This is a genomic window from Phyllobacterium sp. CCNWLW109, assembly GCF_037203905.1.
GTDB classification, from domain to species: Bacteria; Pseudomonadota; Alphaproteobacteria; order Rhizobiales; family Rhizobiaceae; genus Phyllobacterium; species Phyllobacterium ifriqiyense.
The window spans coordinates 603,744-628,545 of the sequence record NZ_JBBCBK010000004.1 but is presented as its reverse complement, the minus strand read 5'-3'; the positions used below and the strand labels follow the sequence as shown (position 1 = coordinate 628,545).

Here is a 24,802-nt window from a genome sequence, read left to right as displayed (position 1 = left end):
CAATAATGGCGGCCACGTGGGCCGCCATTAAATTTTAAGTTAGTTTGATCAGCCGTTTGCAGCCATTTTCTGTGGCTGGCTGTCACGTTCCTTCTTGAGAAGCTCGGCAACCAGAAAAGCAAGCTCCAAAGCCTGATCGGCATTAAGGCGCGGATCACAATGGGTGTGATAGCGATCCTGCAGATCTTCAGCAGAGATAGCGCGCGCACCACCCGTGCACTCCGTTACATTATTGCCTGTCATCTCAATGTGGATGCCGCCTGGATATGTTCCCTCGGCATGATGAACTGCAAAAAAGCCCTCAACCTCCTTAAGGATGCGGTCGAATGGACGTGTCTTGTAACCATTGGCAGTGATGGTATTGCCATGCATCGGATCACAGGACCAGACAACATTGCGGCCTTCCTTTTGCACGGCGCGGATCAGCTTTGGCAAATGATCGCCAACCTTGTCGTGACCGAAACGGGCAATCAATGTCAGTCGCCCAGCCTCGTTTGCAGGATTGAGCAGATCAATCAGACGCAAAAGATCGTCGGGCTCCAAGCTTGGTCCGCACTTGAGGCCAAGCGGGTTCTTGATGCCACGGCAATATTCAATATGCGCGTGATCAGCCTGACGGGTACGATCGCCGATCCAGATCATGTGACCTGACGTGCCGTACCAATCGCCGGACGTGGAATCCACGCGAGTCAAAGCTTCTTCATAGCCAAGCAGCAGCGCTTCATGGCTTGTGTAGAAGTCTGTCTCACGCAGTTGCGCGTTTGTTTCAGCAGTAATGCCAACAGCGCGCATGAAGTCGACCGTATCGGCGATACGGCGTGCAAGCATGCCATAGCGCTCGCCTTGCGGACTGTCGGCCACGAAGCCAAGCATCCACTGGTTGACGTTCTCCAGATTGGCATAGCCGCCTTGCGCGAAGGCACGCAAAAGATTGAGCGTTGCTGCGGACTGACGGTATGCCATTTCCTGACGTGCGGGATCCGGAATACGCGATTGCTCGGTGAACTCGGTGCCATTGATGATATCACCGCGATAGATTGGCAGTTCAATGCCGTTCTTTGTTTCCGTGTCCGAAGAACGCGGCTTGGCGAACTGGCCCGCAATACGGCCAACCTTGACGATGGGCTGCGAGGCACCGAAGGTCAGAACAACTGCCATTTGCAGGAACACGCGGAAAAAGTCGCGAATATTGTCGGCGCCGTGTTCGGCGAAGCTTTCGGCGCAATCACCACCCTGCAGCAGGAAGCTTTCACCACGCGAGACAGCGGCGAGCTGCTTCTTCAGCTTGCGTGCCTCACCTGCAAAAACCAGCGGTGGATATGTCCGAAGACGGGCCTCGACATCGCTCAGAGCCTGAGCGTCCGGATAAAAAGGCACCTGCTTGATCGGTTTGCCTCTCCAGGAAGTCGGTGTCCAGTTCTTGGTCATTATTGCACCTGTTACTTGCTTTCCACTTTGGTAGCGTTTGTTTGAATTTTTCCGGTCATGCCGGAAGGCGCTCATATAGTCCAATTACGCCTGTGATACCAGTCCCGTTAACAATTACCCCGCTCATCTCTTTTGGTCATTGTGAGAAGTGCCCATCTATATTACCTTAACGTAAAAGTAAGTGTGGGAGGCTGCGATGCAGGAGATTGCTTTTAAGGCTGAAGATGGGTTTCCCTTGCGCGGCACTTTGTTCAGCGGGCCGGGGCAAAAGCCAGCGGTTCTGATCTCTTCTGCTGCGGCGGTTCCTGACAGTTTTTATCGGCATTTTGCCAACAGATTGCTTGAGCTCGGCGCTTCTCATGTACTCACTTACGATTATCGCGGAGTAGCGAAATCACAAGTTCCCAAAGGCTGGAAGCCTCGCCTCCACATGAAGGATTGGGCAGTTCTGGACATGCCTGCAGCGCTGGACGAGCTGAAAAAAGCATCCGGTAACAAACCAATTGTCGGTATTGGCCATTCCTTTGGCGGGGTCGCGCTCGGCCTATGCAACCGTTCAGTTGATTTTGAGCGATATACCACCCTCGCCTCGCTGTCGGGTTACTATCGCAACACTGCCGAGCCCATTGCCGTCTTTGCCAGAATGAACCTCCTGGGCGTGCCGCTCACATATCCGCTTGGACGATTACCCAAATGGAGCGGAATAGGCGAAGCCCTTCCCGGCAGCATTTTCCGTGACTGGGCGCGCTGGTGCCGCAATCGGAACTTCTTATTCGAAGACCCAAAAGTTCCTGAAGCACGGCATTTTTCAGCAGTGGAGATACCGGTTCTGGGCATTGGCATAAATGACGACCCTTGGGGAACGCCAAGGGCTGTTCGATTATTCCTCGAAAGGCTGGTGAATGCAGATGTTCACGAGCTTTGGTTATCACCGGAAAACCGCGCCGATCAGATCGGCCATCTTGGTTATTTCCGCAAAACCCGCGCTGAAACTCTCTGGCCAGACGTGATGGGCTGGTTGCTGAACGGGACGCTGCCCGCAAACGCCATAAAACGCGTTGGCGCTCGTGCAGCATAAGACCAAGGTCGTGCTTTAAACGGAGACAATATTCCCTATTATCGTTTCTTATTTTGATTTCTCTTTCATTTATTGTACGTAGGCGTGTGAGCCCCCTTAGCGACGAGGAAGAGGCAAAAATTCAGGCTGGCATTGCAAATGATCCAGATAATCCTGAGTGGACGGAGGAAGAACTGAAGAATGCGCGCCCATTTCGCGAAGTTTTCCCTGAATTGGCGAAAAAAATCGATGAGGAAATCGCCAAACGTGGCCGCCCGCTTTCTGCCACGACCAAACAGCCGGTAACGATACGTCTTGATCCTGACGTGATTGCCAAGTTCAAAGCGACCGGGAAGGGCTGGCAGTCCAAGATTAACGAAGTGCTCCGGCAAGCAAAAGTCTAATTTCCATCAAATTCAGTCGACGCGTTCGCCTTTGATAAGGCGATAGCTGGGCTTATACATTGTAACAAGCTCCTCCGAAGCGGTCGGGTGAACCGCCATTGTCCGGTCAAAATCGTCTTTGGTGCAGCCCGCTTTGATCGGAATGCCCAAAAGCTGCGCCATTTCGCCAGCATCCGGCCCAAGAATATGGGCACCCACCACTTTGCGGCTCGCCGCATCGACAATGAGCTTGGTCAGCATCCTTTCTGTTGACCCGGAGAGCGTATTGCGCATCGGGCGGAACAAGGCCCGGTAGACTTCAACCTCGTCGAACTTCTTGGCGGCTTCCTCTTCCGAGAGCCCCACCGTACCGACCTCGGGCTGCGAAAATACCGCCGTCGCGATATCATTGTGGTCAGGCTTGGTGGGATTATCCTTGAATGCCGTTTCAAGAAAACACATGGCTTCGTGAATGGCCACCGGGGTTAGCTGTACGCGATTTGTTACATCGCCAACCGCCCAGATATTTCCAACAGTCGTGCGTGAATAGTCGTCAACCTTAATGGCGCCAATCTCATCGACTTCGACGCCGACCTGCTCCAGACCGAGCATTTTTGTGTTCGGCACACGCCCAATTGCCAACATGACCTGATCTGCAACAAGTTCGTCATCTGACGATAAATGCACGTCGAGGCGACCGTCAGTATTACGCTTGACCTCTTTCAATATTTCGCCGCAGCGGATTTTTATGCCTTTGGCTTCCATCGCCTCGTGCAAAAGATGCCGCAGATCATGGTCGAACCGCGAAAGTATCTCCTTGCCACGATAGACAAGGGTGACGTCGACACCCAGGCCATGGAAGATATTTGCAAACTCGACAGCTATATAACCCCCACCGGCGATTATAATGGCCTTCGGCAGCTGTTCCAGATGAAATGCCTCGTTGGAGCTTATGCAAAACTCGTAGCCCGGCAATGCGGCATGCGGGTTTGGGTGCCCACCAACAGCGATCAATATCTGATCAGCCGTAATGCGCTTACCGGTTTTGAGGATTTCAATTGTGTGAGCGTCGATCAGCACTGCTCGGCTGTCAAATATCTCGACATGCGAATTATCCAGCCCCTTGCGATACAGCCCTTCCAGCCGCGCAATCTCACGATCCTTGTTGGCAATCAGCGTGGCCCAGTCAAAGCTGACAGGTCCAACCGTCCAGCCATAACCAGCGGCTGCTTCAAAATGCTCTGGAAACTGCGAGGCATAAACAAACAGTTTTTTGGGAACGCAGCCGCGTATGACACAAGTTCCGCCCATGCGAAACTCTTCGGCAAGGCCGACCTTTTTGCCCATTGCGCCCGCAAGCCTGCCAGCGCGAACACCCCCGGACCCTCCCCCGATAACAAAAAGGTCGTAGTCATATGATGTCATGGGGGAGCACTCCGAATCTTTGCTTGAGCAACTATATGGGACTTATCCAAACGATTTAAAAGCACAAAGCCCGGCTTGAACCGGGCTTTGAAATCAAGTTACCGTAGAGTTAGCTCACGGCTTGGGGGCTTCCGGTGCTGCGGGAGCAGGCGATGTTGCCGCCGCTGCTGCAACAACCTTTTCGGCAACAGCCTGAGCCAGATCGCGGGCTATACCGCGCTGCCAGATGCCGGCGGCCTTCAGAACTTCACGCGTAACAATCGGGCCTTCCGAAAGGAGCTTTTTTCCAGCTGGAGAATTGTAAAAACCAGTGATGGCATTCAGGTCTTCTTCAGTGAAAGAAACAGCATATGCACGGGCTGCTTCGTTTTCGAGATCACCGCGACGCGAAGCCAAAACCAGAGCCTGTTCATCGACAGTGGTGCTGATGATCGATTCCAGGTTCGGGTCTTTCTGGATCAGCTCCGACTTCAGCTGCTGGGCAACCATTGGCAAAATTGTATCGAATTGATCGGTGGTCTTGATAGCCGTAACAGCGGCGCGTGCAGCAGCCAGATGTGATGGAGTGATCTCCTGCGCTTGTGCAGAATAAACACCGCCCAGCATGATTGCGATGGACAAGGGTGCAATCAAGCGGCGAAAGCCAGTTGCTCGGTTCATGAATTTATCGCTCCGTTTTTCGTTGTACGCGTCTCACCCGAAACATCTCCAAGCTTGCAGATGAAACAACCAATTCTAATATTACTGCGCGCCTAGACAGATGGGGCACGCTGCAATGTTTGAATACCGTCAGCACCGGCCAATATGGCTGTGTGCGCCAGATTCAGAAACAATCCATGCTCCACCACGCCGGGAATGGCATGCAAAGCATTGGACAACGCTCTTGTATCCGGAATGCGGCCAAAAGATGCATCCAGGATCAAATGTCCACCGTCCGTTACAAATGGCTCTGTAACAAATGCATCGCCTCCCGTCACCCTTAATGTAAGGGCGCCCGACAGACCCAACCCCGCAGCCGCCCGCTCGATCGCCAGCTTTGTCGCGGCCAGTCCGAAGCGATTGATTTCGATGGGCAGCGGAAAAGCGCCGAGCACATCGACGAACTTTGAAGCATCGGCAATTACGATCATCCGGCTTGAAGCTGCGGCAACGATCTTTTCACGCAGCAGCGCCCCTCCGCCACCTTTGATAAGGCTGAGCTGTGCATCAATCTCGTCGGCACCATCAATGGTAAGGTCAAGCTGCGGCGTTTCTTCAAGCGTTGACAAGGGCACAGAAAGCTCGCGGCAAAGCGCTGCTGTCCGTTCCGAGGTGGGCACGCCAATGACAGATATTCCCTCCTCGACTTTCTTTGCCAAAAGGCGAACAAACTCTTCTGCCGTCGATCCCGTGCCAATACCAAGACGCATGCCATCCTCGACGTAGGTCAATGCCGCAGCGGCAGCTTCGATCTTCAGTGTTCTCGGATCCATGGGTGATGCGTCCTCTTGCAGCTTTGACATGCCATCTTTTTGCATTGACATTGGGCTCCCTAACACGTCAGTCAAAAGGGTCAAGACCAGTGGTGATCGAAAAGGGATGCGAATGTTTGAATCAGACCGCTGGCCTTTTGATTTTGGCCGGTTTGACACCCACAAAGCGATTGCAGGAATAAGATGTCTCAACCCATTATAGTATTCGACCTTGATGGAACGCTGGTAGATACAGCTCCTGATCTTCTCGACAGTCTCAATCATTGTCTGAATGCAGCAGGAATGCAAAAAGTCGACCCGGTGGCGCTGCGCCGCTATGTCGGCCAAGGCGGCCGCGTAATGATCGAGCGTGCTTTTGAGGCACAGCAAAAACTCTTGAGCCCGGAACAACTCGACTGGCTTCTCGGTCTTTTTATCGAGCATTATAGTGCAAATATGCCAGGACACTCCGCGCTTTATGAAGGCGTTGCACAGGCAATGGACGAGCTTGCCAATGCCGGTTACCTCCTTGCTATTTGCACGAACAAGTTTGAAGGTTTGGCCGTATCGCTGCTGGGCCACCTTGGAGAGACATCCCGTTTCGCCGCCATTACCGGTGGTGATACGTTTGCCTTCAGAAAACCCGATCCACGGCATCTCATTGAGACAATCCGGCTGGCAGGCGGAGACGTCGACAGAGCCGTGATGGTGGGCGACAGTCATACGGACATCAACACAGCCAAAGCAGCCGGAATTCCGGTGATCGCAGTTGATTTCGGCTATTCCGATATGCCGGTTGCGACGTACGATCCCAGCCGCGTCATTTCACATTATCGCGAGTTGAGCGTCGAGATGGCCGGGAATTTGATTGCTGCCGTGAACGCATAGGCCAGAGGAAGGAACAAAGCATCGCGATGCGCGTTTCTGTTGTAGAATGATGCCGACAAAATTGGTTCGTCATTAGAACGAAGTGTTTGATACTTCGGGAAACTCTGGAGGAACGATGAAAAAGCTCACTTCAATTCTGACAGCAATGGCCATGTCTGTCGGTATGCTTTCGGCGGGTGCCGTTCCGGCAATTTCCGCACCGCTTGCGCCTGTGGCTATCGAAACCAGCAATGCGAATGTGCAAACCGTGCGTGATCGCAGAACCATTTTTTACAACAAGCATCAACAATATATGAGCCGTGGTGATCGCTGGCGCGGCGACAGGCATTGGCGTGGCGATCGTGGCTGGCGAGGAGATCGCGGCTGGAGAGGCGATAGATATTGGCGCGGCCATCGCGGTTGGCGTCATCATCGTCCAGGATATCGTTATTATGACGGCGCATGGTTCCCGCTGGCCGCCTTTGGCACGGGCGTGATTGTTGGCAGCACTGTTAATCGCCCGGCATATCGTGGCGTCCGTTCGCATACTCAATGGTGCTATGACCGATATCGTTCATATCGTGCGTCGGACAACACATATCAGCCCAATTACGGTCCGCGCCGCCAGTGCAACTCACCCTATTAAGGTGGTGTGACTCGATTCTTTGGCCCGGCTATCACAGCCGGGCCCATTTCTAGTTAGCCGACATCAATGAAATGCCTTCATATTAGACGAAGGCTTTTTGCTCTTGCCCATAAGATATCATAGCTGCCTAGTTTTTAGCCCCTCTTATCCGTGGCGGATGTTAACGGAGGAATGTGCTTGCATTTTTCCCCGAACGCGCTTGAATGTCAGTTGTATAAAAGGGGATTTGAGTGAAGCCATTTGACGAGATGATCAAGACCGGCGACGAGGTCCGTCCGCCATATGACCAGCTGAAAAGCTGGCTCGATACGCAAAATCCAGGCCGACTGGCGCAAAAAGCACTCGACGCTGAGAATGTTTTTCGTAAAACCGGTATTACTTTCGCCGTCTATGGCGACGAAGAGGCTGCCGAGCGGCTTATTCCTTTCGACATTATCCCGCGCATTATAACAGGCAATGAATGGCGACGCCTTTCCCAAGGTATCGAACAGCGCGTGATGGCTCTTAATGCCTTTCTTGATGACATTTATCACCGTCAGGAAATCATCCGCGCCGGGCGCATACCCCGCGAATTGTTTACACATAATGATGCTTATCTGCCGGAAATGGTCGGATTCCGCCCACCGGGCAATGTCTATACCCATATTATAGGCGTCGATATCGTCCGCACGGCCGAAAACCAGTTCTATGTGCTTGAAGACAACGCGCGAACCCCTTCCGGCGTGTCATACATGCTGGAAAATCGCGAAACAATGATGCAGCTCTTTCCGGAACTGTTTCAGCAGATCAAGGTTCGTCCGGTAGAGACCTATCCGAAAATGCTGCGGCAGTCCCTGGCGGCTGTGGCACCGCCCGGATGCAACGGCACACCGACAATCGCGGTTCTGACACCCGGCATCTATAATTCCGCCTATTTCGAACACGCGTTCCTGGCCGATCAGATGGGTGTGGAATTAGTCGAGGGCGGCGACCTGAAGGTCGAAAATGGCAAGGTCGTCATGCGCACGACCGAAGGCAACCGCGCCATCGACGTATTGTATCGCCGCGTGGATGATTCCTATCTCGACCCCCTCACCTTCCGCCGCGACTCGGCGCTTGGCGTTGCCGGTATCATGGATGTGTATCGGTCAGGCAACATCACCATAGCCAATGCGCCGGGAACCGGGATTGCTGACGACAAGGCGCTTTATTCCTACATGCCGGAAATCGTCGAATTCTACACCGGGCGAAAGGCAATACTGGAAAACGTCCCGACTCATCGTTGTTCCGAACCGGACACGCTGAAATATGTCCTCGAAAATCTCAGCGAACTTGTGGTCAAGGAAGTGCATGGTTCCGGCGGCTATGGAATGCTGGTCGGACCGGCTGCCTCCAAAAAAGAGTGCGAGGATTTTGCACTCAAATTGAAGGCCAACCCCAAAAATTACATCGCCCAGCCAACATTGGCGCTATCGACCACACCGATCATGACGGAAAAAGGTCTCGCGCCACGCCACGTGGATTTGCGGCCTTTCGTGCTCGTTTCGGACCGTATCCGCATCACACCCGGTGGGTTGACACGCGTGGCGTTGAAGGAAGGCTCGCTGGTGGTCAACTCAAGTCAGGGAGGCGGCACAAAGGACACATGGGTGTTGGACGATTAGGTTCAATCGACTGCCGATAATTGCGGAAATAAGGGTCATCCATAAGGCCCCCGATGAATAAAAGAGGGATTTTATTAGAAAATGCTACTTGGGCGCACCGCAAACGGTCTTTACTGGATGTTTCGCTATATAGAGCGGGCAGAAAACATGGCTCGGTTGATCGATGCCGGGCTGCGCATGGCGCTGACCAAAACATCCGATGCACCCGAAGAATGGTCATCCGTATTGATGAGCGCCGGTGTGAAGATCGGTTACGACAACAAGTACAAGGAATATAACGCCAGCCTCGTTTCGGATTTTCTCCTGCGTGATCCGAGCAATCCCTCAAGTGTCATGTCCTGCGTCGAAACAGCCCGCTCAAATGCGCGCATGGTGCGTACCGCTTTGACCCGCGAAGCCTGGGAAAGCGTCAATGAAACCTGGATGGTCTTGAAGTCCACCTTGGCCTCAGCAGTTCCCGAAACAGACTTGCCACGCGTTCTCGACCAGATCAAACGTGAAACAGCAATCATTCGCGGCGCTTTTCATGGCACGATGCTGCGCAACGAGATTTTCAATTTCGCTCGGATCGGCACCTTTATTGAGCGAGCCGACAATACGGCGCGAATTCTCGACGTAAAATATTATGTGCTTCTGCCATCGATTTCCTATGTCGGTACAACGCTGGACAATTTTCAGTGGGAGTCCATTTTGCGGTCGGTTTCCGCCCATCGCTCCTATCGCTGGGTCTATGATATCGAATATAGCCCTGTGAATATTGCTGATTATCTGATCCTTAATTCACGCATGCCCCGTTCGCTGAATTTCTGCTATTCCAATATCGTCGATAATCTTAAACATCTGGCGATTGATTACGGTGCCCGGCACGAATGCCACGATATGGCAGAGGGCATCATGACGCGTCTTGAGAACAATGATATCCGCACGATCTTTGACAATGGATTGCATGAATTCCTGAGCGATCTCATCTATCAAACAACTGGCTTGAGCAGTAAAATTGCCAAAGCCTACAATTTTGATTGAAACCCATGCTTTTGAACATCCAGCATAATTCCCACTACCGCTACGATGCGCCCGTTCACTATGCCATTCAGCGGTTACGCCTTCATCCGCAAAGCTCTCCGGGTCAGAAAGTCATCGACTGGACAGTAACCGTGGACGGCGCAACCCAGGAAGCAAATTACCGCGACGGCTATGGCAACCGGACCATGTTGATCAGTGTTGACCGGGGAACAGAAGAACTCGTGATCCGCGCCGCAGGACATGTTGAAACAGAAGACAGGAGCGGCGTTCTCGGCAAGGTCTATAATTTCATGCCGACCTGGCTCTATGAGCGCGAAACCGAATTGACGGCGGCTGGTGAGGCGATCAAGGATCTGGCAGCGGGATTGCCGGCAAAATCGGACAGGCTGGAAATATTGCATGAGTTGATGGGAGCATTGAACCGCAAGCTGGTTTATACGCCCAACTCAACCACCATCAACACAACCGCCGAAGAGGCGCTTCGACTTGGGACCGGGGTCTGCCAGGATCATACCCATGTATTTTTGTCAGCTGCCAGACTTTTGGGTATACCTGCCCGCTATGTCTCCGGCTATCTTATGATGAACAATACGATTGAACAGACCGCCAGCCATGCCTGGGCGGAAGCACATATAGATGGGCTGGGATGGGTGGGCTTCGACGCCGCTAACGACCTTTGTCCTAACGAGACCTATGTCCGCATCGCCTGCGGGCTAGATTATCGGGAAGCAGCGCCTGTTTCCGGAATACGCTTTGGACCATCAATTGAATCACTTGCCGTCGAGGTCAATGTAGAGCAGTAATCGCTTTATATTTCGAACTTGGGATTCGCTATGACTTATTGCGTCGGGCTCAAACTGGACCGTGGGCTTGTGTTTATGTCTGACACAAGAACCAATGCGGGCGTCGACAACATTTCGACATTCAAGAAAATGTACACTTGGGCCAAAACGGGCGACCGGGTGATTACCCTTTTATCGGCCGGCAATCTAGCAACCACGCAGGCCGTTATCAGCATTCTCAACGAGCGGACGAAAACGCCCTCTGAACGCTCGCCTTCAATTTACGAGATGCCTTCGATGTTTCAGACAGCAAGGCTGGTCGGAGACACGATTCGCGATGTGATCCACCAAGTGGATAGTGGCGGTCAGCGGGCCGATTCCTTCGGAGCTTCGATTATTCTTGGTGGTCAGATAAAGGGCGGCGACCCTCGGCTTTTCCTTATTTATCCTGAGGGAAACTTTATTGAATCGACGCAGGACACGCCCTTCTTCCAAATTGGCGAACATAAATATGGTAAGCCGATCATCGTGCGGTCTTACGATCCCGCGATGACTTTCGAGGAAGCGACAAAGCTATTGCTGGTTTCATTTGATTCTACGTTGAAATCGAATCTGTCGGTTGGACTGCCGCTCGATCTGCAATTTTACGAATCAGACAGTTTCCGTCTCGGGTTTGAGAAGCGTATCGAGCGCAATGATCCCTACTACGAGATCGTCTCGGAAGGCTGGTCGCAGGCTTTGAAACTTGCGTTCCAGAGCCTGCCGCCCTTTGAAATCAAATCGCGCGATTAAATTCGCTCAGAGATTTGCTGTTTGAATGGTGTCAGCCTGACGGACGGCCTGTGTCTTGAGAATAGCCTTTTGAAGATAGGCGTCGCGCTCATAGACATCATCATAATAATGAATTTGCCCAGTCGCCGCATCCGGCCAAGCTGTGAAGTAGGAGACGTAAACAGGAAGCTGTGATTTCACCTTCACATTACGCTCGTTCTTGCCGAAATACTGGTTCAACTCCTCCACAGGCATTTCAAGCACTGCAGCTGCCATATCGCGTGGACGCTCCAAACGGATGCAACCATGGCTCAAAGCGCGCATATCCTTCTTAAAATAGGACTTTGCAGGCGTGTCATGCATGTAGATGTCATGGCTGTTGGGGAACAATATCTTCAACTCACCAAGAGCATTGTCCAGGCTTGGCTTCTGTCTGATGCCAACGCCGCCGCCGTTTGATGCAACCTGCCCCCAATTGACTGAACTTGATGGAACCACCCGGCCGGACTTGTCGTAGACTTCATAGCCGCTATTTTCGAGATAGGATGGATTGTTCAGGATTTTTGGCATCATCTCATTGAGAATGATGGAGCGTGGCACCCCCCAAGACGGGTTAAAAACCACCGTTTCAATCGTATCATTGAAGAAATAGGTCTGGTTCTTCGCAGACCCGACAACAACATTCATCGCCAATTTCTCAGCATTATCGTTGAAATATTGTGCGCGATATGCGGGCTGATTAATGAAGACATAGCGACTGCCAAAATCACGAGGCATCCAGCGCAAACGCTCCATCGAATAGAGAATCCGGTCGCGCTTGGACGCGCTGCTCTCGCCCTGAAGAGTTTTTATCGTGGCATTGCCGATAACGCCGTCCGCCTGTCGCCCCTGCGATTTTTGATAGTCCTTAACCGCCTCGACAAGACTTACATCATAGGTTTCAGCAGTTTCATTCGCCTGCAGAACCGCATCATGCTGAAGAAGATAATCCTTGGGTGCTTTTGCCCTGATGAGAGCAACCACATTCTTCAACTCGGCATTGCTTTCGCCAGGACGGATCAATGTGCCGGGCGCGATATGAATAGAAGGGCCAGCAGTGTCAGCTATGGCATGCAAATTCTGCTTAAGCTCGGTGTACCATTTGTTTTGCGGTTCAAATCCCGCTAAGACAGCGCTCGCATCGCCAGCCGACGCAAGCTGATTGATAACGGTGCGCGGCTTTACATTGTCCGTATTCAGATCGTGAAATCCGCTCAGGCGATTAGGATTGATGCGGCCATCCCCCTGATCCATCGCATAACGAAGGGCGCGGGCGGACAGTGAAAGTTCGAACTCGGCAAGCTCCTTCAATCGAGCAGGAATATCGCTCCGCTCATAATCATCTCCGGGTACTTTTACGGCATAGTCCTGAGGATCAAGCCCGCTTTCCGCAGCCTTTGCGAACAATGCAATAACGGCTTTGGCTTTCGGCGAAACATCATAGGATACAGTCCATATCGGGTTCTTGCCGGATGCATAATAAGCGACAATTGCATCAGCAATGTCCTTCTCCGCTTTCACATGCGCTTCGCGAAGATGATCGATCTTCAAACCGAACTGGTCCATCTCCATGGATGGCGCAACACCGGTGCCGACATGTGCGGAAGCTGTCAGTTGCGGGTCAATCTTCGTCAAATCGATCTGAACGAGCGCATCCGCTTTGTAGTCATAATTCTTGGGCGCAGTGACCGTTACACGCTTGATTGGCGCGCGTGACGCGGGCGCAGAATTCTGGTCTACGTTGACCCTTGGTTCTGGCGGCATGACAGGCTGGGATTGAACCCGGCGACCGGGGAACAGAAGCTCCATCAGATTATTGGCTGCCGAAGCTTGCGGCACGGCACTCGCCGTTGCCGACAACATTGCGGCCAGAAAGAGTGCTCGTTTTTTTGAGAAAGAAGTCATGGTGCTCGCCCAGCTGGAACAGTCTCGCCCGCAGTCAAAAGCGGGCTATCAATTTGGTGTCGTTCCAGTTTCGGCGCATCTTGTTTAGAATGTTTTAACAATGCTCCGCCGCCGGCAGATAATTCTCAGGCGACGCATTTTCGGCACTCACCCCGACTCAAAGATTAACGCGATTCACATCGAATTTCATTTTGATTCACTACACGACGAGTTGATCATAGGCATTCTTTTCCCAAACATGCAATAATGTCACAGTACAAGCGGTCGAAACATCGAATTGGGGGATACGATGATTGGAGTTTATCGCGTATTTTTAGTATGTCTTGGCGTTTTTTGTCTAAGTTGCTTCGGCGCGACAGCAAAATCAATGGATAGTAACCTTGGGAAAAGAAAACACCCAAACAACGGATACCAAATTCAGTCGACAAAATTTAAATCTGATTTTTCGCCAATTGCACGAAAAAGTGTTGCTTTTCCTTCCAAATATTCAGCCGGAACCATAGTCATACGAACCAGCGAACGGCGACTTTATCATGTGACAGCAGAAGGCCGCGCATTGGCTTATGGAATAGGTGTCGGCAAGACCGGCTTCACCTGGAGTGGAAGCAACAAAATTTCGCGCAAGGCCGAATGGCCGGGCTGGACGCCGCCAGCGCGCATGCGCGCCCGCGAAGCAAAGAAGGGACGCATCCTTCCCGCTTATATGCCCGGAGGGCCGAACAATCCTCTCGGCGCAAGAGCCCTGTATATTGGTTCGACAATCTATCGCATTCACGGAACCAACCAGCCGTGGACGATTGGTCACGCCATGTCATCGGGCTGCATAAGAATGGCGAATGATGACGTGAAACATCTCTATGCCAATGTCGGTGTCGGCACGCGTGTCGTCGTTCTGCGGTAGTTTATGAGTGTTTCCGGCTGACCGGATCGCGGCTAAGGCCTTTTTGCGTTAACTCGTCGAGATATGCCTGCCAGCGTGTGTCCTTATTCCGGCCAAGATCGATCAGATAGTCCCAGCTGAACAGGCCGGTGTCATGCATGTCGTCAAACGTGATTCGCACTGCGTAATTGCCAATAGGCTCCATCTTGGCAATCTCGACATTGATCTTGCCGGGGACGGTCACGCGTTGCTCGGGAGAATGCCCCTGCACCTCCGCAGATGGCGATGCCACGCGCAGCAATTCAGCGCTTAAATCATAACGCTCGCCATTATCGAATGTAACGACCAGCGACTTTCGATCCTTGCTGACGCGTAGTTCCTTTGGCCAAGCATCGGTCATTACTGATATCCCTGTTTTTATTTGGTGTAGGCGTTGTCGTTGATTGCTGCAAGCGCCAAGACGGCGCCTCTTAATTCCGCCGATCCTTATAAGCAAATGTGCGAAAACGTCTCAGCTATAAGGCATAGACGCCATTCGCAATAACTGGACAAGTCCTTGACGCCGCACTATCTCTGGGTGAGGAGGAAGCCCTTGAACCATTTGGCAACATTCGACCAGACGCCAACGCAGACAAGCATGATCGACCCTTTCGGGCGGACGATCAATTATCTGCGCGTGTCGGTAACGGATCGTTGTGATTTCCGCTGCACCTATTGCATGTCGGAACATATGACGTTCCTACCGAAGAAAGAACTTCTGACGCTTGAAGAACTGGATCGTCTGTGCACTGCCTTTATCGAAAAAGGCGTGAAACGGCTAAGGCTCACGGGTGGTGAGCCATTGGTGCGCAAGAATATCATGCATCTTATCAGCGAGATCTCCCGACATTTGCGTTCAGGCGCTTTGGATGAACTGACGCTGACAACAAATGGCTCACAGCTCGCGCGGTTTGCGCATGAACTGGCGGACCTTGGGGTAAAACGCATCAATGTATCACTGGATACGCTCGACGCTGCAAAGTTCAAGGCCATCACACGTTGGGGTGATCTTGGCCGAGTGATGGAGGGCATTGATGCTGCGCAGGACGCTGGAATCAAGGTCAAGCTGAATGCTGTCGCGCTCAAAGATTTCAACGATATCGAAATTCCGCACATGATCCGCTGGGCACATGGACGCGGCATGGACTTGACACTTATCGAAACCATGCCAATGGGCGAAATTGATCTCGACCGAACGGACCAATATCTTCCCTTGTCGCTGCTCAGAACAAGGCTGCGGGAAGAATTCACGCTGAACGATATTCCTTACAAGACTGGTGGCCCTGCCCGTTATGTCGAAATTCCGGAAACGGGTGGTCGCGTCGGCTTCATCACGCCGATGACGCATAATTTCTGCGAAAGCTGCAATCGTGTTCGCCTGACTTGTACCGGGACACTTTATATGTGCCTCGGCCAGGAGGATGCAGCAGATTTGCGTGCTCCCTTGCGGGCATCAGAAGGCAACGAGCTCCTAAGCAACGCTATTGACGAAGCTATCGGCCGCAAACCGAAGGGCCATGACTTCATTATTGACCGCCGCCATAATCGCCCGGCAGTTTCCCGTCATATGAGCGTGACCGGCGGCTAAAATTCCAAAGATTCCGCATGCACAATATTGCTTTCGTTGATATATCAATGACAGCGATTCTGGAGGAGAATCGTCCTGCCCAGCGGAAGTAAAAAATCTTGGCGCTATCTCCCAATTTGCGCGGAAGTCTGCACATGGCTATCGGCATGGCGTGCTTCACTTTCAATGACGCGACAGTGAAGTTTGTCGCCGAAGAAATGAACATGGGCCAGGTCATGCTGGTTCGCAGCACCATAGCGACAGTGTTAATCGTGGCTCTGGCTTGGTATCAGGGGATGCTGATCCCGATCCGGCAGGCGCTTCACAAGATGACGATATTGCGCGTTATTGGAGAAGTCGTTGGGACAATAACCTTCCTTATCGCACTCGTTCACATTCCGCTGGCGCTAACGTCCGCCATTCTTCAATCATTACCGCTTCTGGTCACACTCGGTGCGGCTTTGTTTTTCGGAGAACCCGTGGGTTGGCGTCGATGGGTCGCCATCATCATAGGCCTTGCTGGCGTTCTGATAATTGTTCGTCCCGGCCAGGAAGGAATGAGCCCCTATGTTCTGCTGATTGTGGTTACGGTGATTTTTGCGTCGTTACGAGACCTTGCAACCCGCAGAGTTCCCAAAACCATACCCGTGCTGATGATATCCGCTTTGACATCGGTCGGCGTTGGCGTCGCCGGTGCCGCGATGATTGTACCGCTGGGTGGCTGGACACCCATGTCGACCACAAATACGTTTCTGTTGATTCTTGCTGCCTGTTGCGTGATGGCAGCGTATCATTTTCTCATTCTTGCAATGCGCGAAGGTGAAATTTCGTTCGTTGCGCCGTTTCGTTATACGAGCCTTCTATGGGCAATCCTTCTTGGCTTCCTGTTTTTCGGTGATTTGCCCGATATGCCAATGATAATCGGCTCGATCATAGTTATTGGCAGCGGTCTATATACGCTTTACCGTGAGCAGATGGTGAGCCGCGCAAAGCCAGCAGCCACTGCGGCAGCGTCTTCACCCGACGGAGTCTGATCTTGAAAACAGCGGGTATCATTCTGGCGGGCGGACAATCGCGCCGCATGAATGGGTCTGACAAGGCTCTTCTACCCTTCGGCACGGGCAGACTGATCGACCATATTCACCAGCGTCTGGCACGCCAGCTACCGGTTCTAGCTCTCAACACCAATAATGATCCTGCACATTTTCGCGATCTTGGCATTCCGATTATCCCGGATGAAATTGCCGGCTACGCCGGTCCCCTAGCCGGGATACTGGCGGGAATGGAATGGGCTTCAACCCATAGCGATGGTTTTTCGCATATTTTGACGGTTGCGACCGATACCCCTTTCTTCCCGGATGATCTTTGTGAAAAACTGAGTCAGCAAATCGCCGATGCACCAGATAGGATAGTGATTGCATCGTCGGCCGGACGGATTCACCCTGTTTTTGGCATATGGCCGATTTCATCACGTGGTGAACTCCGTGCATGGCTGGCTGATGACGAAAACCGCCGAGTGATGAGCTGGATCGCTGCGTACCCACACAAGAGCTTTGAGTTTCCGTTGACAACGACGCAAACAGACCAGCCAATCGACCCCTTCTTCAACATAAATACGCAGGAAGATATTCTCGAAGCGCAAAAGCGATGGACGCCTTCAACATGACGACTCGCCTGTTCGGCATAACTGGCTGGAAAAATTCTGGGAAAACCACACTGACAGTCAAGCTGGTTACAGAACTGACGCGGCGGGGCTGGAAAGTGTCGACGATCAAGCATGCGCATCACGATTTCGACATCGATAAGGAAGGCACAGACTCTTATCGCCACCGCAAAGCCGGGGCTGGCGAAGTTGCGATTGTCTCCGGTCGCCGTTGGGCGGTGATGCACGAATTGACGAATGAGGCTGAGCCGTCGCTGGCCACCATCGTGGAGCGACTCTCACCCTGCGACCTCATATTGATTGAGGGATATAAACGCGAGGGACACAAGAAGATCGAGACACGGCGTCAGGAAGGCCGCTCCGGCGAGCCCCTGACGGCAGGCGATCCGACAATCGTCGCTGTTGCCAGTGACCACGCCTTAAATGATGAAACCGTGCCGGTTTTTGAACTTGATGACGTTAATGGGCTCGCCGATATGATCGAGCGTGAAACGGGACTTCGCGTTTGATGTGTTTGAATGTGTCTTTTCATCCCGTATGTGTGAAATAAAAATATAGAGGCCTCAAATATCGGGAATTTTTACGGTCGGATTCGTTAAACGGCACACGATTCCCGGTTGCTTTTCCTTGAAAACTAGTGGGAATATCGGTGTCAGGAGCAGTGACGTAAACTGCGACTTTGCTCGGAAGGCTGTCCAGAAAAAACAGGGGAACAGCCGGGCTTATAAAAGAGAGGTTCAAATAAATGCGTACAACCAAGCGTCTCGCAATCGCGATTTCTGCTGCAGCCCTCGCCTTAACCATGGGCGCAGCCCATGCACAGGATGCGCTGAAGATCAAAATCGCTTCCGAGGGAGCTTACCCTCCTTTCAACAATCTGACCTCAGACGGCAAGCTTGAAGGTTTCGACATCGATATTGGCAAGGCGCTGTGCGAAGAGATGAAGGCAGATTGCACTTTCGTCACGCAGGATTGGGATGGAATGATCCCAGCACTTCAGGCTGACAAATTCGATGCTGTTATCGCTTCCATGTCGATCACCCCGGAACGTCTGAAGCAGGTCGACTTCTCCAAGAAATACTACAACACGCCGCCAGCAATCGCTGTACCGAAAGATTCCGATATCAAGGATGTCTCACCGGAATCGCTGAAGGGCAAATCCCTTGGCGTTCAAGGTTCGACAAGCCACTCCAACTTTGCTGAAGCCAAATATAGCGGCTCTGACATCAAAATGTATCCGACTGCCGACGAGTATAAGCTCGACGTTTCAAACGGCCGTATCGACGCGGTTATGGATGACGTAGTTGTACTTAGCCAGTGGGTGGACAGTGATGCCGGTTCTTGCTGCAAGATCCTCGGTACAATTACCCCTGATATCGCGATTCACGGCCCAGGTGCTGGTGTGACTGTCAAAAAGGGCAATACTGCTCTGGCAGACAAGTTCAGCGAAGCGATTGCTGCGATCCGCAAGAACGGAAAGTACAAGGAAATCAACGATAAGTACTTCAAGTTCGACGTATATGGTGCAGAAAACTAAGATAAAAAGTTGATCTGACAGGCAGATGGCGGATAAAACTGCCATCTGCGAACTTACAAAAATGACGGGTTGGGGAATTGCCCGCGAGATATGAAAGTTGCCTATGGAAGGCTCAATAGCACTCTTGGGTTTTGGCGAAGGCGGATGGGGCCTGAGCATAGCCAGCGGAATTCTTGTCACTGTGACGCTGGCGCTTGCCACCCTCCCTTTGGGATTGGCGATCGGATTTTTCGTCGCCCTCGGTAAACAGTCAGAAGAACCTTCGGTCAAACTCGCCGCCAATATGTACACGACGATATTTCGTGGCTTGCCCGAGCTGTTGACGCTGTTTCTGGTCTATTATGGCGGACAGATCGGCGTTCAAAAAATCGGTCAATTGCTCGGTTATACCGGTGCCATAGAGATAAACTCCTTTATCGCGGGCATGTTCGCCTTGGGCACGGTCTTCTCATCCTATGCAAGCGAAGTTTTTCTCTCCGCATTTCGTGTTATTCCCAAAGGGCAATATGAAGGTGGCTATGCGATTGGTCTTTCCTATGGGCAAACCATGCGCAAGATTATCCTGCCGCAATTGATCCGTATCGCCCTGCCCGGTCTAGGTAATCTCTGGCTGATATTGCTGAAAGATACGGCGCTTGTGTCGGCCATCGGCCTTGCGGATATTTTGCGCCAGACTGCAGTGGCGGCACGTGTAACGAAGCAAGCCTTCCTGTTCTACGGAACCGCCTGTCTCATTTTCCTTATACTCGGCATCCTTTCATCATTCGTCATTAACGGTATTGATCGCTGGGCGGCCAAGAGCGGGGCAAAAAGATGACCGATAATGCAATCGCCCCCTCTGCAGCAGCAGTGCGCCGACCACCATCGCCGCCCAAGCCATGGACGAAAACACGCATTATCGGCCATGTGCTGGTAGGCCTTTGGACGGCTCTGATCGTCGGTTTGATATATTTTCTCTTCGTCGCCTGGGACAGAGAACTTATTGACAAATATGCTCCGACTTACCTGTCCGGGCTTTGGACCACAATAACCCTTGTCCTCGCCTCAGTGATTATCGGCGCAGTGCTTTCCGTTCCGATTGCGCTTGGCCGGATGAGTAAAAATCGGATCATATCTTCCATAGCCTATTTCTATGTCTACTTTTTCCGCGGAACGCCGCTGATCGCTCAGGTTTTCCTGATCTATTATGGCCTTGGATCGTTCAGCAAAGAACTTCAGGCGATCGGGCTTTGGGGTTTCTTTCGCGAAGCCTGGTACTGCGCATTGCTATCCTTTGCACTAAACACCGCCGCCTATCAGGCGGAAATCCTGCGCGGCGCTGTTCGCAGCGTTGCACCGGGGCAATGGGAAGGCGCAGCCTCCTTGGGTATTTCCAAGTTTGTGACATTCCGCAAAGTCATCTTGCCTCAGGCATTGATCGTGGCTTTGCGGCCCTACGGCAATGAATTGATCCTGATGATCAAAGGCTCAGCTATTGTGGCGCTGATTTCAGTCTATGATCTTATGGGCTATACCAAACTGGCCTATTCACGCACCTTTGACTTCCAGACCTATCTCTGGACTGCAATCATATATCTATTGCTGGTTGAAGCTTTGCGCCATTTATGGGACTGGATGGAACGCCGCATCACCCGCCATTTGACTCGCTAAAACCCGATCACAAAGAGAATCTCATGCTCAAAATCTGGGGTCGAACAAATTCGACCAACGTCAAGAAAGTCCTGTGGGCTGCCGAAGAAGCAGGCGCTCCCTATGAAAATATCGCTGCTGGCGGCGCATTTGGCATAGTCAGTGATCCGGAATATCGCGCCAAAAATCCGAATGGACTTGTGCCCACACTGGAGGATGGCGACCTGATCCTTTGGGAAAGCAATACGATTGTCCGTTATCTGGCCGCTCAATATGGCGTTTCGGAGCTTTTTATTGCCGATGCGGGACAACGCGCAAAAGCAGAACGCTGGATGGATTGGACAACATCCTCGCTTGCGCTTCCGTTCCGTGATCTGTTCTGGAATGTCGTACGCTTGGCGCCAGACAAGCAGGATCTTGCAGCCAAGGAAGCCGGTTTTCAAAACTGTAGCAAATTATTTGCGATGGTCGATGATGCTCTGGCATCACAACCCTATCTGTCGGGCTCAAAGTTCGGCATCGGCGATATTCCGCTCGGTTGCTTCGCCTATGCCTGGTTTGAAATGGCGATTGACCGTCCAGAACTGCCACATCTGAAGAGTTGGTATGAGCGGCTAAAAACCCGCCCCGCCTATCAGAAATCGGTAATGACTCCCCTCACTTGAGGAGCGTCATTACGGGTTCAAACGCCAGATCCCCTGCACACCATCCTGATAAATGGCTTCATCCGTCGAAATCGTAATTGCTTCGATATTCGACCATCTCTCCGCAAAATCACGATAGTTGGACGAGAAAACATTGCCCGACTGACCAGTGGTCTGGATATAGGTGGACTGGTTGAGATCTGAGAGATCAAATAATCCGCGATAACTCGACCCATGGGTCGCGCGGTAAGGATTGCTCTCATCGGTGAACGTCGATTTGCCCCGATCCAACGTATAAGCGCCCCCCGAAGCAGGCACGGTAACATTGAATAATTTGTCGAGTGGACTGACCTGAGCAAAGGGGCGGTGGGCACTATAGGCATAATGCAATGCACCCCAGTTCCATTTTGCACGATCACTGCCAAGCCGCGTTTCAATATCCTTCAGCGCGTCGCCAAGTGAAAGCGCCAGCACGTCGCCGCAAATCTCTTTCTCGGGCGTGCGTCCATTGTCACACCAATCACGTCCCGGATTTTGTCCAAGCCAACGCATCATGGCATCGACGCGGCCCTGCCAATAGGACGGGAAGGCGTCGCCCAGATCATCCTCAAGGATGCGTTTCGTCGCAAACCGCAGCCACGCATTGAACAGTAGCGGCTCGGTGCGCGCACGATCCTCGATGAAGTCCCATTCTTTCAATTGTTTTATCGCCGTCAGATCAACATCATCGCGGCCTTCAACAAGTTTAAGCATGGCAGGAGTCAGAACAGCATAGGCGCCTGCATAGACATCGCCCTGCACTATCCGGTTTGTTTCCAGCGTTTGTTGATTGGCGTTATAGATCAATGATTTGATCCGCTCCAAGCGCCATGGTTCATCCCAGTCAAAGGTCAGGAAGTGCGGATAGTTGGTATCAACCATCTTGGTATTGGCAGTGGCCAGAACATTATCCGCTGGATTATAGGCGCGCGGCAATTCTTCATAGGGAATATACCCTTTCCAGTCGTAAACGGCATCCCAACCGGGGGACGGCGCACGACCCATAATCTGATTAGCCGGATCGCGAACAGGAATTCTGCCCGGTGCGATCATGCCGATATTGCCGTCGACATCAGCAATGACCATCGATTGCATAGGCGTAACATAATCAGCCATGCCATTTTGGAAATCCGATACGTTTGCGAAATCCCAAAGCTTCAATCCGGCAGCGATTGTTTTATCGTCCCCCGCAAGCACAGTCCACGAAAGCGATGCAACCGATCCCTCATCCAGATAGTGTTGAAGGCCGCGATATTCCGGCGGAAGAACTGGCCCGTGGCGTGTGCTACGGCGATCGAAACTGACGGTTTCACTGCCTTTAACGCGAATCTCCACCCTCTTCTTCTCAAATGGTCGAAAACCTTCGGGAGCCTGATACTGATCCGGATTGGCTGGATTGATCTTTTCGATGAAAATATCCTGAACGTCCGATCCTGTATTGGTGAAACCCCAGGCAACCTTGTCGTTACGGCCAAGCAGAACCAGCGGCGCGCCGGGAAGCGTGACACCAACAAGATTTTTCGCTGTTCCATCCGGCTGCTTCACCTGAAGATGCGCGAGATACCAGATCGCGGGTGCGGTCAAACCAAGATGCGGATCATTGGCCAGGATTGGCTTGCCAGTGGCAGTACGTGCTCCGCCAACCACCCAATTGTTGGATGCTCCGGTGGACATGATATCGCTCAGCGCAGCAAATTGTTTCTCCGCCTCAATCGCGCCCGTCTTGATCGTTCCTGTAGGCAGACCAAGCAATTGCTGCAAATTTGGCAATGGAGGCGGCGTATCCCCTTCGACAGGAGGCAAGAGATCCACAATTTCTTGCTCATTCATTCCGAGACGGGCAAATTTCAGTCGCAGCACCTCGTCATCAATATTGGCCGCAAGCGTAACCGACATCAGTTTCAGCGTTACAATGACATCTGCGGCTGTCCATTGTTCAGGGAAATGCTGGAGGATGACGAATTCCGGCGAATATTTCGACCCGAAAGAAGGCCCTGAACTATCTATGAATGCATTGATACCGCGCACATAAGCGTCCACCTTCGCGCGATCGGCTGGTGCCAGTGAATCCGCCGAGCTTTGCGCGGCTTCATAAAGACCAAGTGTGCGAATGAAGACGTCCGTCGCAATGGTCTTATCCCCGAAAAGCTCTGACAGACGGCCTCGCCCTGCCATGCGGGTGACGTCCATTTGCCATAGGCGCTCCTGCGCATGCACAAACCCGAGCGCGCTGAAAACGTCCTCAACCGAGGAGCCGGTGATATGGGGCACAGCATGTTTATCGCGGGTGATGGTGACGGGACCGGACAGTCCCGCAATGCTTGTTTCACCGGTTGCCGGTGCTACCGAACCTGCGAGCCAGGCATAAGCGAAGATAAAAGCGAGAAGAGCGAGAGGTATAAGTGAAAAAACAATCCAAAGCAGGCCTTTGATGATGCGCCGCAATATTCTAACCTCCGCAAATCGACCTGATTGAAGGCCATAAGACAGAGGAAATTACTGAATGGCAAGTGTTGCATTTATTGGTCTGGGCGTCATGGGTTACCCGATGGCGGGGCATTTGAAGACGCGGGGTGGTCATGACGTGACAGTCTTCAATCGCTCTGGGGAAAAGGCCGCAAAGTGGGCGGAACAGTTTTCCGGATCACATGCCGACACGCCTCAAAAGGCGGCAGAGGGCAAGGATTTTGTCTTTTGCTGTGTCGGAAACGATGATGATCTGCGCTCGGTAACGACTGGCGAGAATGGCGCTTTTCACTCCATGAAAAAGGGCGCGATTTTTATTGATAACACCACGGCATCAGCGGAAGTTGCGCGCGAGCTCAGCGCAGAAGCGATAAAGCGCGGGTTCCATTTTCTGGATGCGCCCGTTTCGGGAGGACAGGCGGGTGCCGAAAACGGCGCGCTTACCGTCATGGTAGGCGGCGAAGCGGCAGCTTTTGAAAAAGCCAAGCCAGCCATCGAATCTTACGCGAAAATGGTCGGATTGATGGGCGATGCCGGTGCAGGCCAATTGACCAAGATGATCAACCAGATTTGCATTGCCGGTTTAGTTCAGGGACTGGCCGAGGGTATCCACTTTGGCAAGAAGGCAGGACTTGATATCGAAAAAGTCATCGAAGTCATTTCCAAGGGTGCCGCAGGCTCCTGGCAGATGGAAAACCGGCACAAGACCATGAATGCCGGTAAATATGATTTTGGCTTTGCCGTTGATTGGATGCGCAAAGACTTGGGCATCTGCCTTGCAGAGGCGGACCGCAACCAGGCGAAATTACCGGTTACGGCGCTTGTCGATCAATTTTACAAGGATGTTCAGGTGATGGGCGGAAATCGCTGGGACACGTCATCCCTGCTCGCGCGACTGGAAAAGTAAGCCAGCCGCGC

At 52.3% G+C, this 24,802-nt stretch carries 25 protein-coding genes; 18 read left to right on the top strand and 7 right to left on the bottom strand.

Annotated features, from left to right (window positions below; genetic code table 11):
- Nucleotides 1-48: 48 nt before the first annotated feature.
- Nucleotides 49-1,428, bottom strand: a complete 1,380-nt coding sequence (locus tag V9K92_RS18515) for a class II 3-deoxy-7-phosphoheptulonate synthase (protein WP_115053270.1) — start codon at nt 1,426-1,428, stop codon at nt 49-51.
- 196 nt (nt 1,429-1,624) lie between these two features.
- On the opposite strand from V9K92_RS18515, the gene V9K92_RS18510 reads away from it, so the two are divergent.
- Both V9K92_RS18510 and V9K92_RS18505 read left to right on the top strand, forming a co-directional pair.
- Nucleotides 1,625-2,506 carry an alpha/beta hydrolase family protein gene (locus V9K92_RS18510; RefSeq protein WP_336439891.1) on the top strand — a complete coding sequence of 294 codons (882 nt, stop codon included), beginning with the start codon at nt 1,625-1,627 and terminating at the stop codon, nt 2,504-2,506.
- Nucleotides 2,507-2,592: 86 nt separating this feature from the next.
- On the top strand, nt 2,593-2,889 hold the full coding sequence (locus V9K92_RS18505; protein WP_337354620.1) for a BrnA antitoxin family protein: 297 nt from the start codon (nt 2,593-2,595) through the stop codon (nt 2,887-2,889).
- Between the two features lie 12 nt (nt 2,890-2,901).
- On the opposite strand, the gene gor is transcribed toward V9K92_RS18505, so the two are convergent.
- From gor to rpiA, 3 genes are all read right to left on the bottom strand, one after another.
- A complete protein-coding gene (gene gor, locus V9K92_RS18500; protein ID WP_337354619.1) occupies nt 2,902-4,293 on the bottom strand; it encodes a glutathione-disulfide reductase in 1,392 nt (463 codons plus the stop codon).
- A 114-nt stretch (nt 4,294-4,407) separates the two neighbouring features.
- On the bottom strand, nt 4,408-4,953 hold the full coding sequence (locus V9K92_RS18495; protein ID WP_115052742.1) for a DUF2059 domain-containing protein: 546 nt from the start codon (nt 4,951-4,953) through the stop codon (nt 4,408-4,410).
- Between the two features lie 92 nt (nt 4,954-5,045).
- Complete coding sequence (gene rpiA / locus V9K92_RS18490; RefSeq protein WP_337354618.1) at nt 5,046-5,765, bottom strand: ribose-5-phosphate isomerase RpiA; 720 nt, start codon at nt 5,763-5,765, stop codon at nt 5,046-5,048.
- Between the two features lie 183 nt (nt 5,766-5,948).
- On the opposite strand from rpiA, the gene V9K92_RS18485 reads away from it, so the two are divergent.
- From V9K92_RS18485 to V9K92_RS18460, 6 genes are all read left to right on the top strand, one after another.
- Nucleotides 5,949-6,632 carry a phosphoglycolate phosphatase gene (locus tag V9K92_RS18485; RefSeq protein ID WP_307285754.1) on the top strand — a complete coding sequence of 228 codons (684 nt, stop codon included), beginning with the start codon at nt 5,949-5,951 and terminating at the stop codon, nt 6,630-6,632.
- Between the two features lie 115 nt (nt 6,633-6,747).
- A complete protein-coding gene (locus V9K92_RS18480; protein WP_115052740.1) occupies nt 6,748-7,257 on the top strand; it encodes a BA14K family protein in 510 nt (169 codons plus the stop codon).
- A gap of 230 nt (nt 7,258-7,487) precedes the next feature.
- The gene (locus V9K92_RS18475; RefSeq protein WP_115052739.1) at nt 7,488-8,900 is read left to right on the top strand and encodes a circularly permuted type 2 ATP-grasp protein; all 1,413 of its coding nucleotides are present in this window, start codon (nt 7,488-7,490) and stop codon (nt 8,898-8,900) included.
- Between the two features lie 81 nt (nt 8,901-8,981).
- The gene (locus tag V9K92_RS18470) at nt 8,982-9,923 is read left to right on the top strand and encodes an alpha-E domain-containing protein (protein WP_307285758.1); all 942 of its coding nucleotides are present in this window, start codon (nt 8,982-8,984) and stop codon (nt 9,921-9,923) included.
- Nucleotides 9,924-9,928: 5 nt separating this feature from the next.
- Nucleotides 9,929-10,726 (top strand): transglutaminase family protein, encoded by a 798-nt coding sequence (locus V9K92_RS18465; RefSeq protein ID WP_115052737.1) that lies wholly within the window; start codon nt 9,929-9,931, stop codon nt 10,724-10,726.
- A 30-nt stretch (nt 10,727-10,756) separates the two neighbouring features.
- Nucleotides 10,757-11,497, top strand: a complete 741-nt coding sequence (locus V9K92_RS18460; protein WP_115052736.1) for a proteasome-type protease — start codon at nt 10,757-10,759, stop codon at nt 11,495-11,497.
- Between the two features lie 6 nt (nt 11,498-11,503).
- Here the strand turns inward: V9K92_RS18460 and V9K92_RS18455 are convergent, their stop codons facing one another.
- Nucleotides 11,504-13,420, bottom strand: a complete 1,917-nt coding sequence (locus tag V9K92_RS18455; RefSeq protein WP_337354617.1) for a L,D-transpeptidase family protein — start codon at nt 13,418-13,420, stop codon at nt 11,504-11,506.
- Between the two features lie 289 nt (nt 13,421-13,709).
- Between V9K92_RS18455 and V9K92_RS18450 the strand changes: the two genes are divergently transcribed.
- The gene (locus V9K92_RS18450; RefSeq protein WP_307285768.1) at nt 13,710-14,321 is read left to right on the top strand and encodes a L,D-transpeptidase; all 612 of its coding nucleotides are present in this window, start codon (nt 13,710-13,712) and stop codon (nt 14,319-14,321) included.
- A gap of 1 nt (nt 14,322) precedes the next feature.
- On the opposite strand, the gene V9K92_RS18445 is transcribed toward V9K92_RS18450, so the two are convergent.
- Nucleotides 14,323-14,700, bottom strand: a complete 378-nt coding sequence (locus V9K92_RS18445; RefSeq protein WP_337354616.1) for a DUF971 domain-containing protein — start codon at nt 14,698-14,700, stop codon at nt 14,323-14,325.
- A gap of 237 nt (nt 14,701-14,937) precedes the next feature.
- Between V9K92_RS18445 and moaA the strand changes: the two genes are divergently transcribed.
- From moaA to V9K92_RS18405, 8 genes are all read left to right on the top strand, one after another.
- Entirely contained in the window at nt 14,938-15,927 is a 990-nt protein-coding gene (gene moaA, locus V9K92_RS18440; RefSeq protein ID WP_336440208.1) for a GTP 3',8-cyclase MoaA, read from the top strand.
- A gap of 134 nt (nt 15,928-16,061) precedes the next feature.
- Nucleotides 16,062-16,940, top strand: a complete 879-nt coding sequence (locus V9K92_RS18435) for a DMT family transporter (protein WP_115052731.1) — start codon at nt 16,062-16,064, stop codon at nt 16,938-16,940.
- A gap of 2 nt (nt 16,941-16,942) precedes the next feature.
- Complete coding sequence (gene mobA / locus V9K92_RS18430) at nt 16,943-17,572, top strand: molybdenum cofactor guanylyltransferase MobA (protein ID WP_337354615.1); 630 nt, start codon at nt 16,943-16,945, stop codon at nt 17,570-17,572.
- On the top strand, nt 17,569-18,078 hold the full coding sequence (gene mobB, locus V9K92_RS18425; RefSeq protein WP_115053268.1) for a molybdopterin-guanine dinucleotide biosynthesis protein B: 510 nt from the start codon (nt 17,569-17,571) through the stop codon (nt 18,076-18,078). Before mobA ends, mobB begins: the two co-directional genes overlap by 4 nt.
- Nucleotides 18,079-18,314: 236 nt before the next feature.
- On the top strand, nt 18,315-19,106 hold the full coding sequence (locus V9K92_RS18420) for an ABC transporter substrate-binding protein (RefSeq protein ID WP_336439881.1): 792 nt from the start codon (nt 18,315-18,317) through the stop codon (nt 19,104-19,106).
- A gap of 103 nt (nt 19,107-19,209) precedes the next feature.
- Nucleotides 19,210-19,923 carry an ABC transporter permease gene (locus V9K92_RS18415; protein WP_115052728.1) on the top strand — a complete coding sequence of 238 codons (714 nt, stop codon included), beginning with the start codon at nt 19,210-19,212 and terminating at the stop codon, nt 19,921-19,923.
- A complete protein-coding gene (locus tag V9K92_RS18410; RefSeq protein ID WP_337354614.1) occupies nt 19,920-20,756 on the top strand; it encodes an ABC transporter permease in 837 nt (278 codons plus the stop codon). Before V9K92_RS18415 ends, V9K92_RS18410 begins: the two co-directional genes overlap by 4 nt.
- A gap of 23 nt (nt 20,757-20,779) precedes the next feature.
- Nucleotides 20,780-21,400: a glutathione S-transferase family protein gene (locus V9K92_RS18405; RefSeq protein WP_337354613.1), complete on the top strand. Its 621-nt coding sequence runs from the start codon at nt 20,780-20,782 to the stop codon at nt 21,398-21,400.
- 9 nt (nt 21,401-21,409) lie between these two features.
- Here the strand turns inward: V9K92_RS18405 and V9K92_RS18400 are convergent, their stop codons facing one another.
- Nucleotides 21,410-23,863: a penicillin acylase family protein gene (locus tag V9K92_RS18400; RefSeq protein ID WP_337354612.1), complete on the bottom strand. Its 2,454-nt coding sequence runs from the start codon at nt 23,861-23,863 to the stop codon at nt 21,410-21,412.
- Between the two features lie 58 nt (nt 23,864-23,921).
- Here V9K92_RS18400 and V9K92_RS18395 point away from each other — a divergent pair, with 58 nt between their 5' ends.
- The gene (locus tag V9K92_RS18395; protein ID WP_337354611.1) at nt 23,922-24,791 is read left to right on the top strand and encodes an NAD(P)-dependent oxidoreductase; all 870 of its coding nucleotides are present in this window, start codon (nt 23,922-23,924) and stop codon (nt 24,789-24,791) included.
- Nucleotides 24,792-24,802: the final 11 nt, after the last annotated feature.

Coding starts and splice junctions, on each gene's coding strand:
- V9K92_RS18515 (WP_115053270.1), bottom strand. CDS start 1,428: ATGACCAAGAACTGGACACCGACTTCCTGGAGAGGCAAACCGATCAAG.
- V9K92_RS18510 (WP_336439891.1), top strand. CDS start 1,625: ATGCAGGAGATTGCTTTTAAGGCTGAAGATGGGTTTCCCTTGCGCGGC.
- gor (WP_337354619.1), bottom strand. CDS start 4,293: ATGACATCATATGACTACGACCTTTTTGTTATCGGGGGAGGGTCCGGG.
- V9K92_RS18495 (WP_115052742.1), bottom strand. CDS start 4,953: ATGAACCGAGCAACTGGCTTTCGCCGCTTGATTGCACCCTTGTCCATC.
- rpiA (WP_337354618.1), bottom strand. CDS start 5,765: ATGGATCCGAGAACACTGAAGATCGAAGCTGCCGCTGCGGCATTGACC.
- V9K92_RS18485 (WP_307285754.1), top strand. CDS start 5,949: ATGTCTCAACCCATTATAGTATTCGACCTTGATGGAACGCTGGTAGAT.
- V9K92_RS18480 (WP_115052740.1), top strand. CDS start 6,748: ATGAAAAAGCTCACTTCAATTCTGACAGCAATGGCCATGTCTGTCGGT.
- V9K92_RS18470 (WP_307285758.1), top strand. CDS start 8,982: ATGCTACTTGGGCGCACCGCAAACGGTCTTTACTGGATGTTTCGCTAT.
- V9K92_RS18465 (WP_115052737.1), top strand. CDS start 9,929: ATGCTTTTGAACATCCAGCATAATTCCCACTACCGCTACGATGCGCCC.
- V9K92_RS18460 (WP_115052736.1), top strand. CDS start 10,757: ATGACTTATTGCGTCGGGCTCAAACTGGACCGTGGGCTTGTGTTTATG.
- V9K92_RS18455 (WP_337354617.1), bottom strand. CDS start 13,420: ATGACTTCTTTCTCAAAAAAACGAGCACTCTTTCTGGCCGCAATGTTG.
- V9K92_RS18450 (WP_307285768.1), top strand. CDS start 13,710: ATGATTGGAGTTTATCGCGTATTTTTAGTATGTCTTGGCGTTTTTTGT.
- V9K92_RS18445 (WP_337354616.1), bottom strand. CDS start 14,700: ATGACCGATGCTTGGCCAAAGGAACTACGCGTCAGCAAGGATCGAAAG.
- moaA (WP_336440208.1), top strand. CDS start 14,938: ATGATCGACCCTTTCGGGCGGACGATCAATTATCTGCGCGTGTCGGTA.
- V9K92_RS18435 (WP_115052731.1), top strand. CDS start 16,062: ATGGCTATCGGCATGGCGTGCTTCACTTTCAATGACGCGACAGTGAAG.
- mobB (WP_115053268.1), top strand. CDS start 17,569: ATGACGACTCGCCTGTTCGGCATAACTGGCTGGAAAAATTCTGGGAAA.
- V9K92_RS18420 (WP_336439881.1), top strand. CDS start 18,315: ATGCGTACAACCAAGCGTCTCGCAATCGCGATTTCTGCTGCAGCCCTC.
- V9K92_RS18415 (WP_115052728.1), top strand. CDS start 19,210: ATGGAAGGCTCAATAGCACTCTTGGGTTTTGGCGAAGGCGGATGGGGC.
- V9K92_RS18410 (WP_337354614.1), top strand. CDS start 19,920: ATGACCGATAATGCAATCGCCCCCTCTGCAGCAGCAGTGCGCCGACCA.
- V9K92_RS18405 (WP_337354613.1), top strand. CDS start 20,780: ATGCTCAAAATCTGGGGTCGAACAAATTCGACCAACGTCAAGAAAGTC.
- V9K92_RS18395 (WP_337354611.1), top strand. CDS start 23,922: ATGGCAAGTGTTGCATTTATTGGTCTGGGCGTCATGGGTTACCCGATG.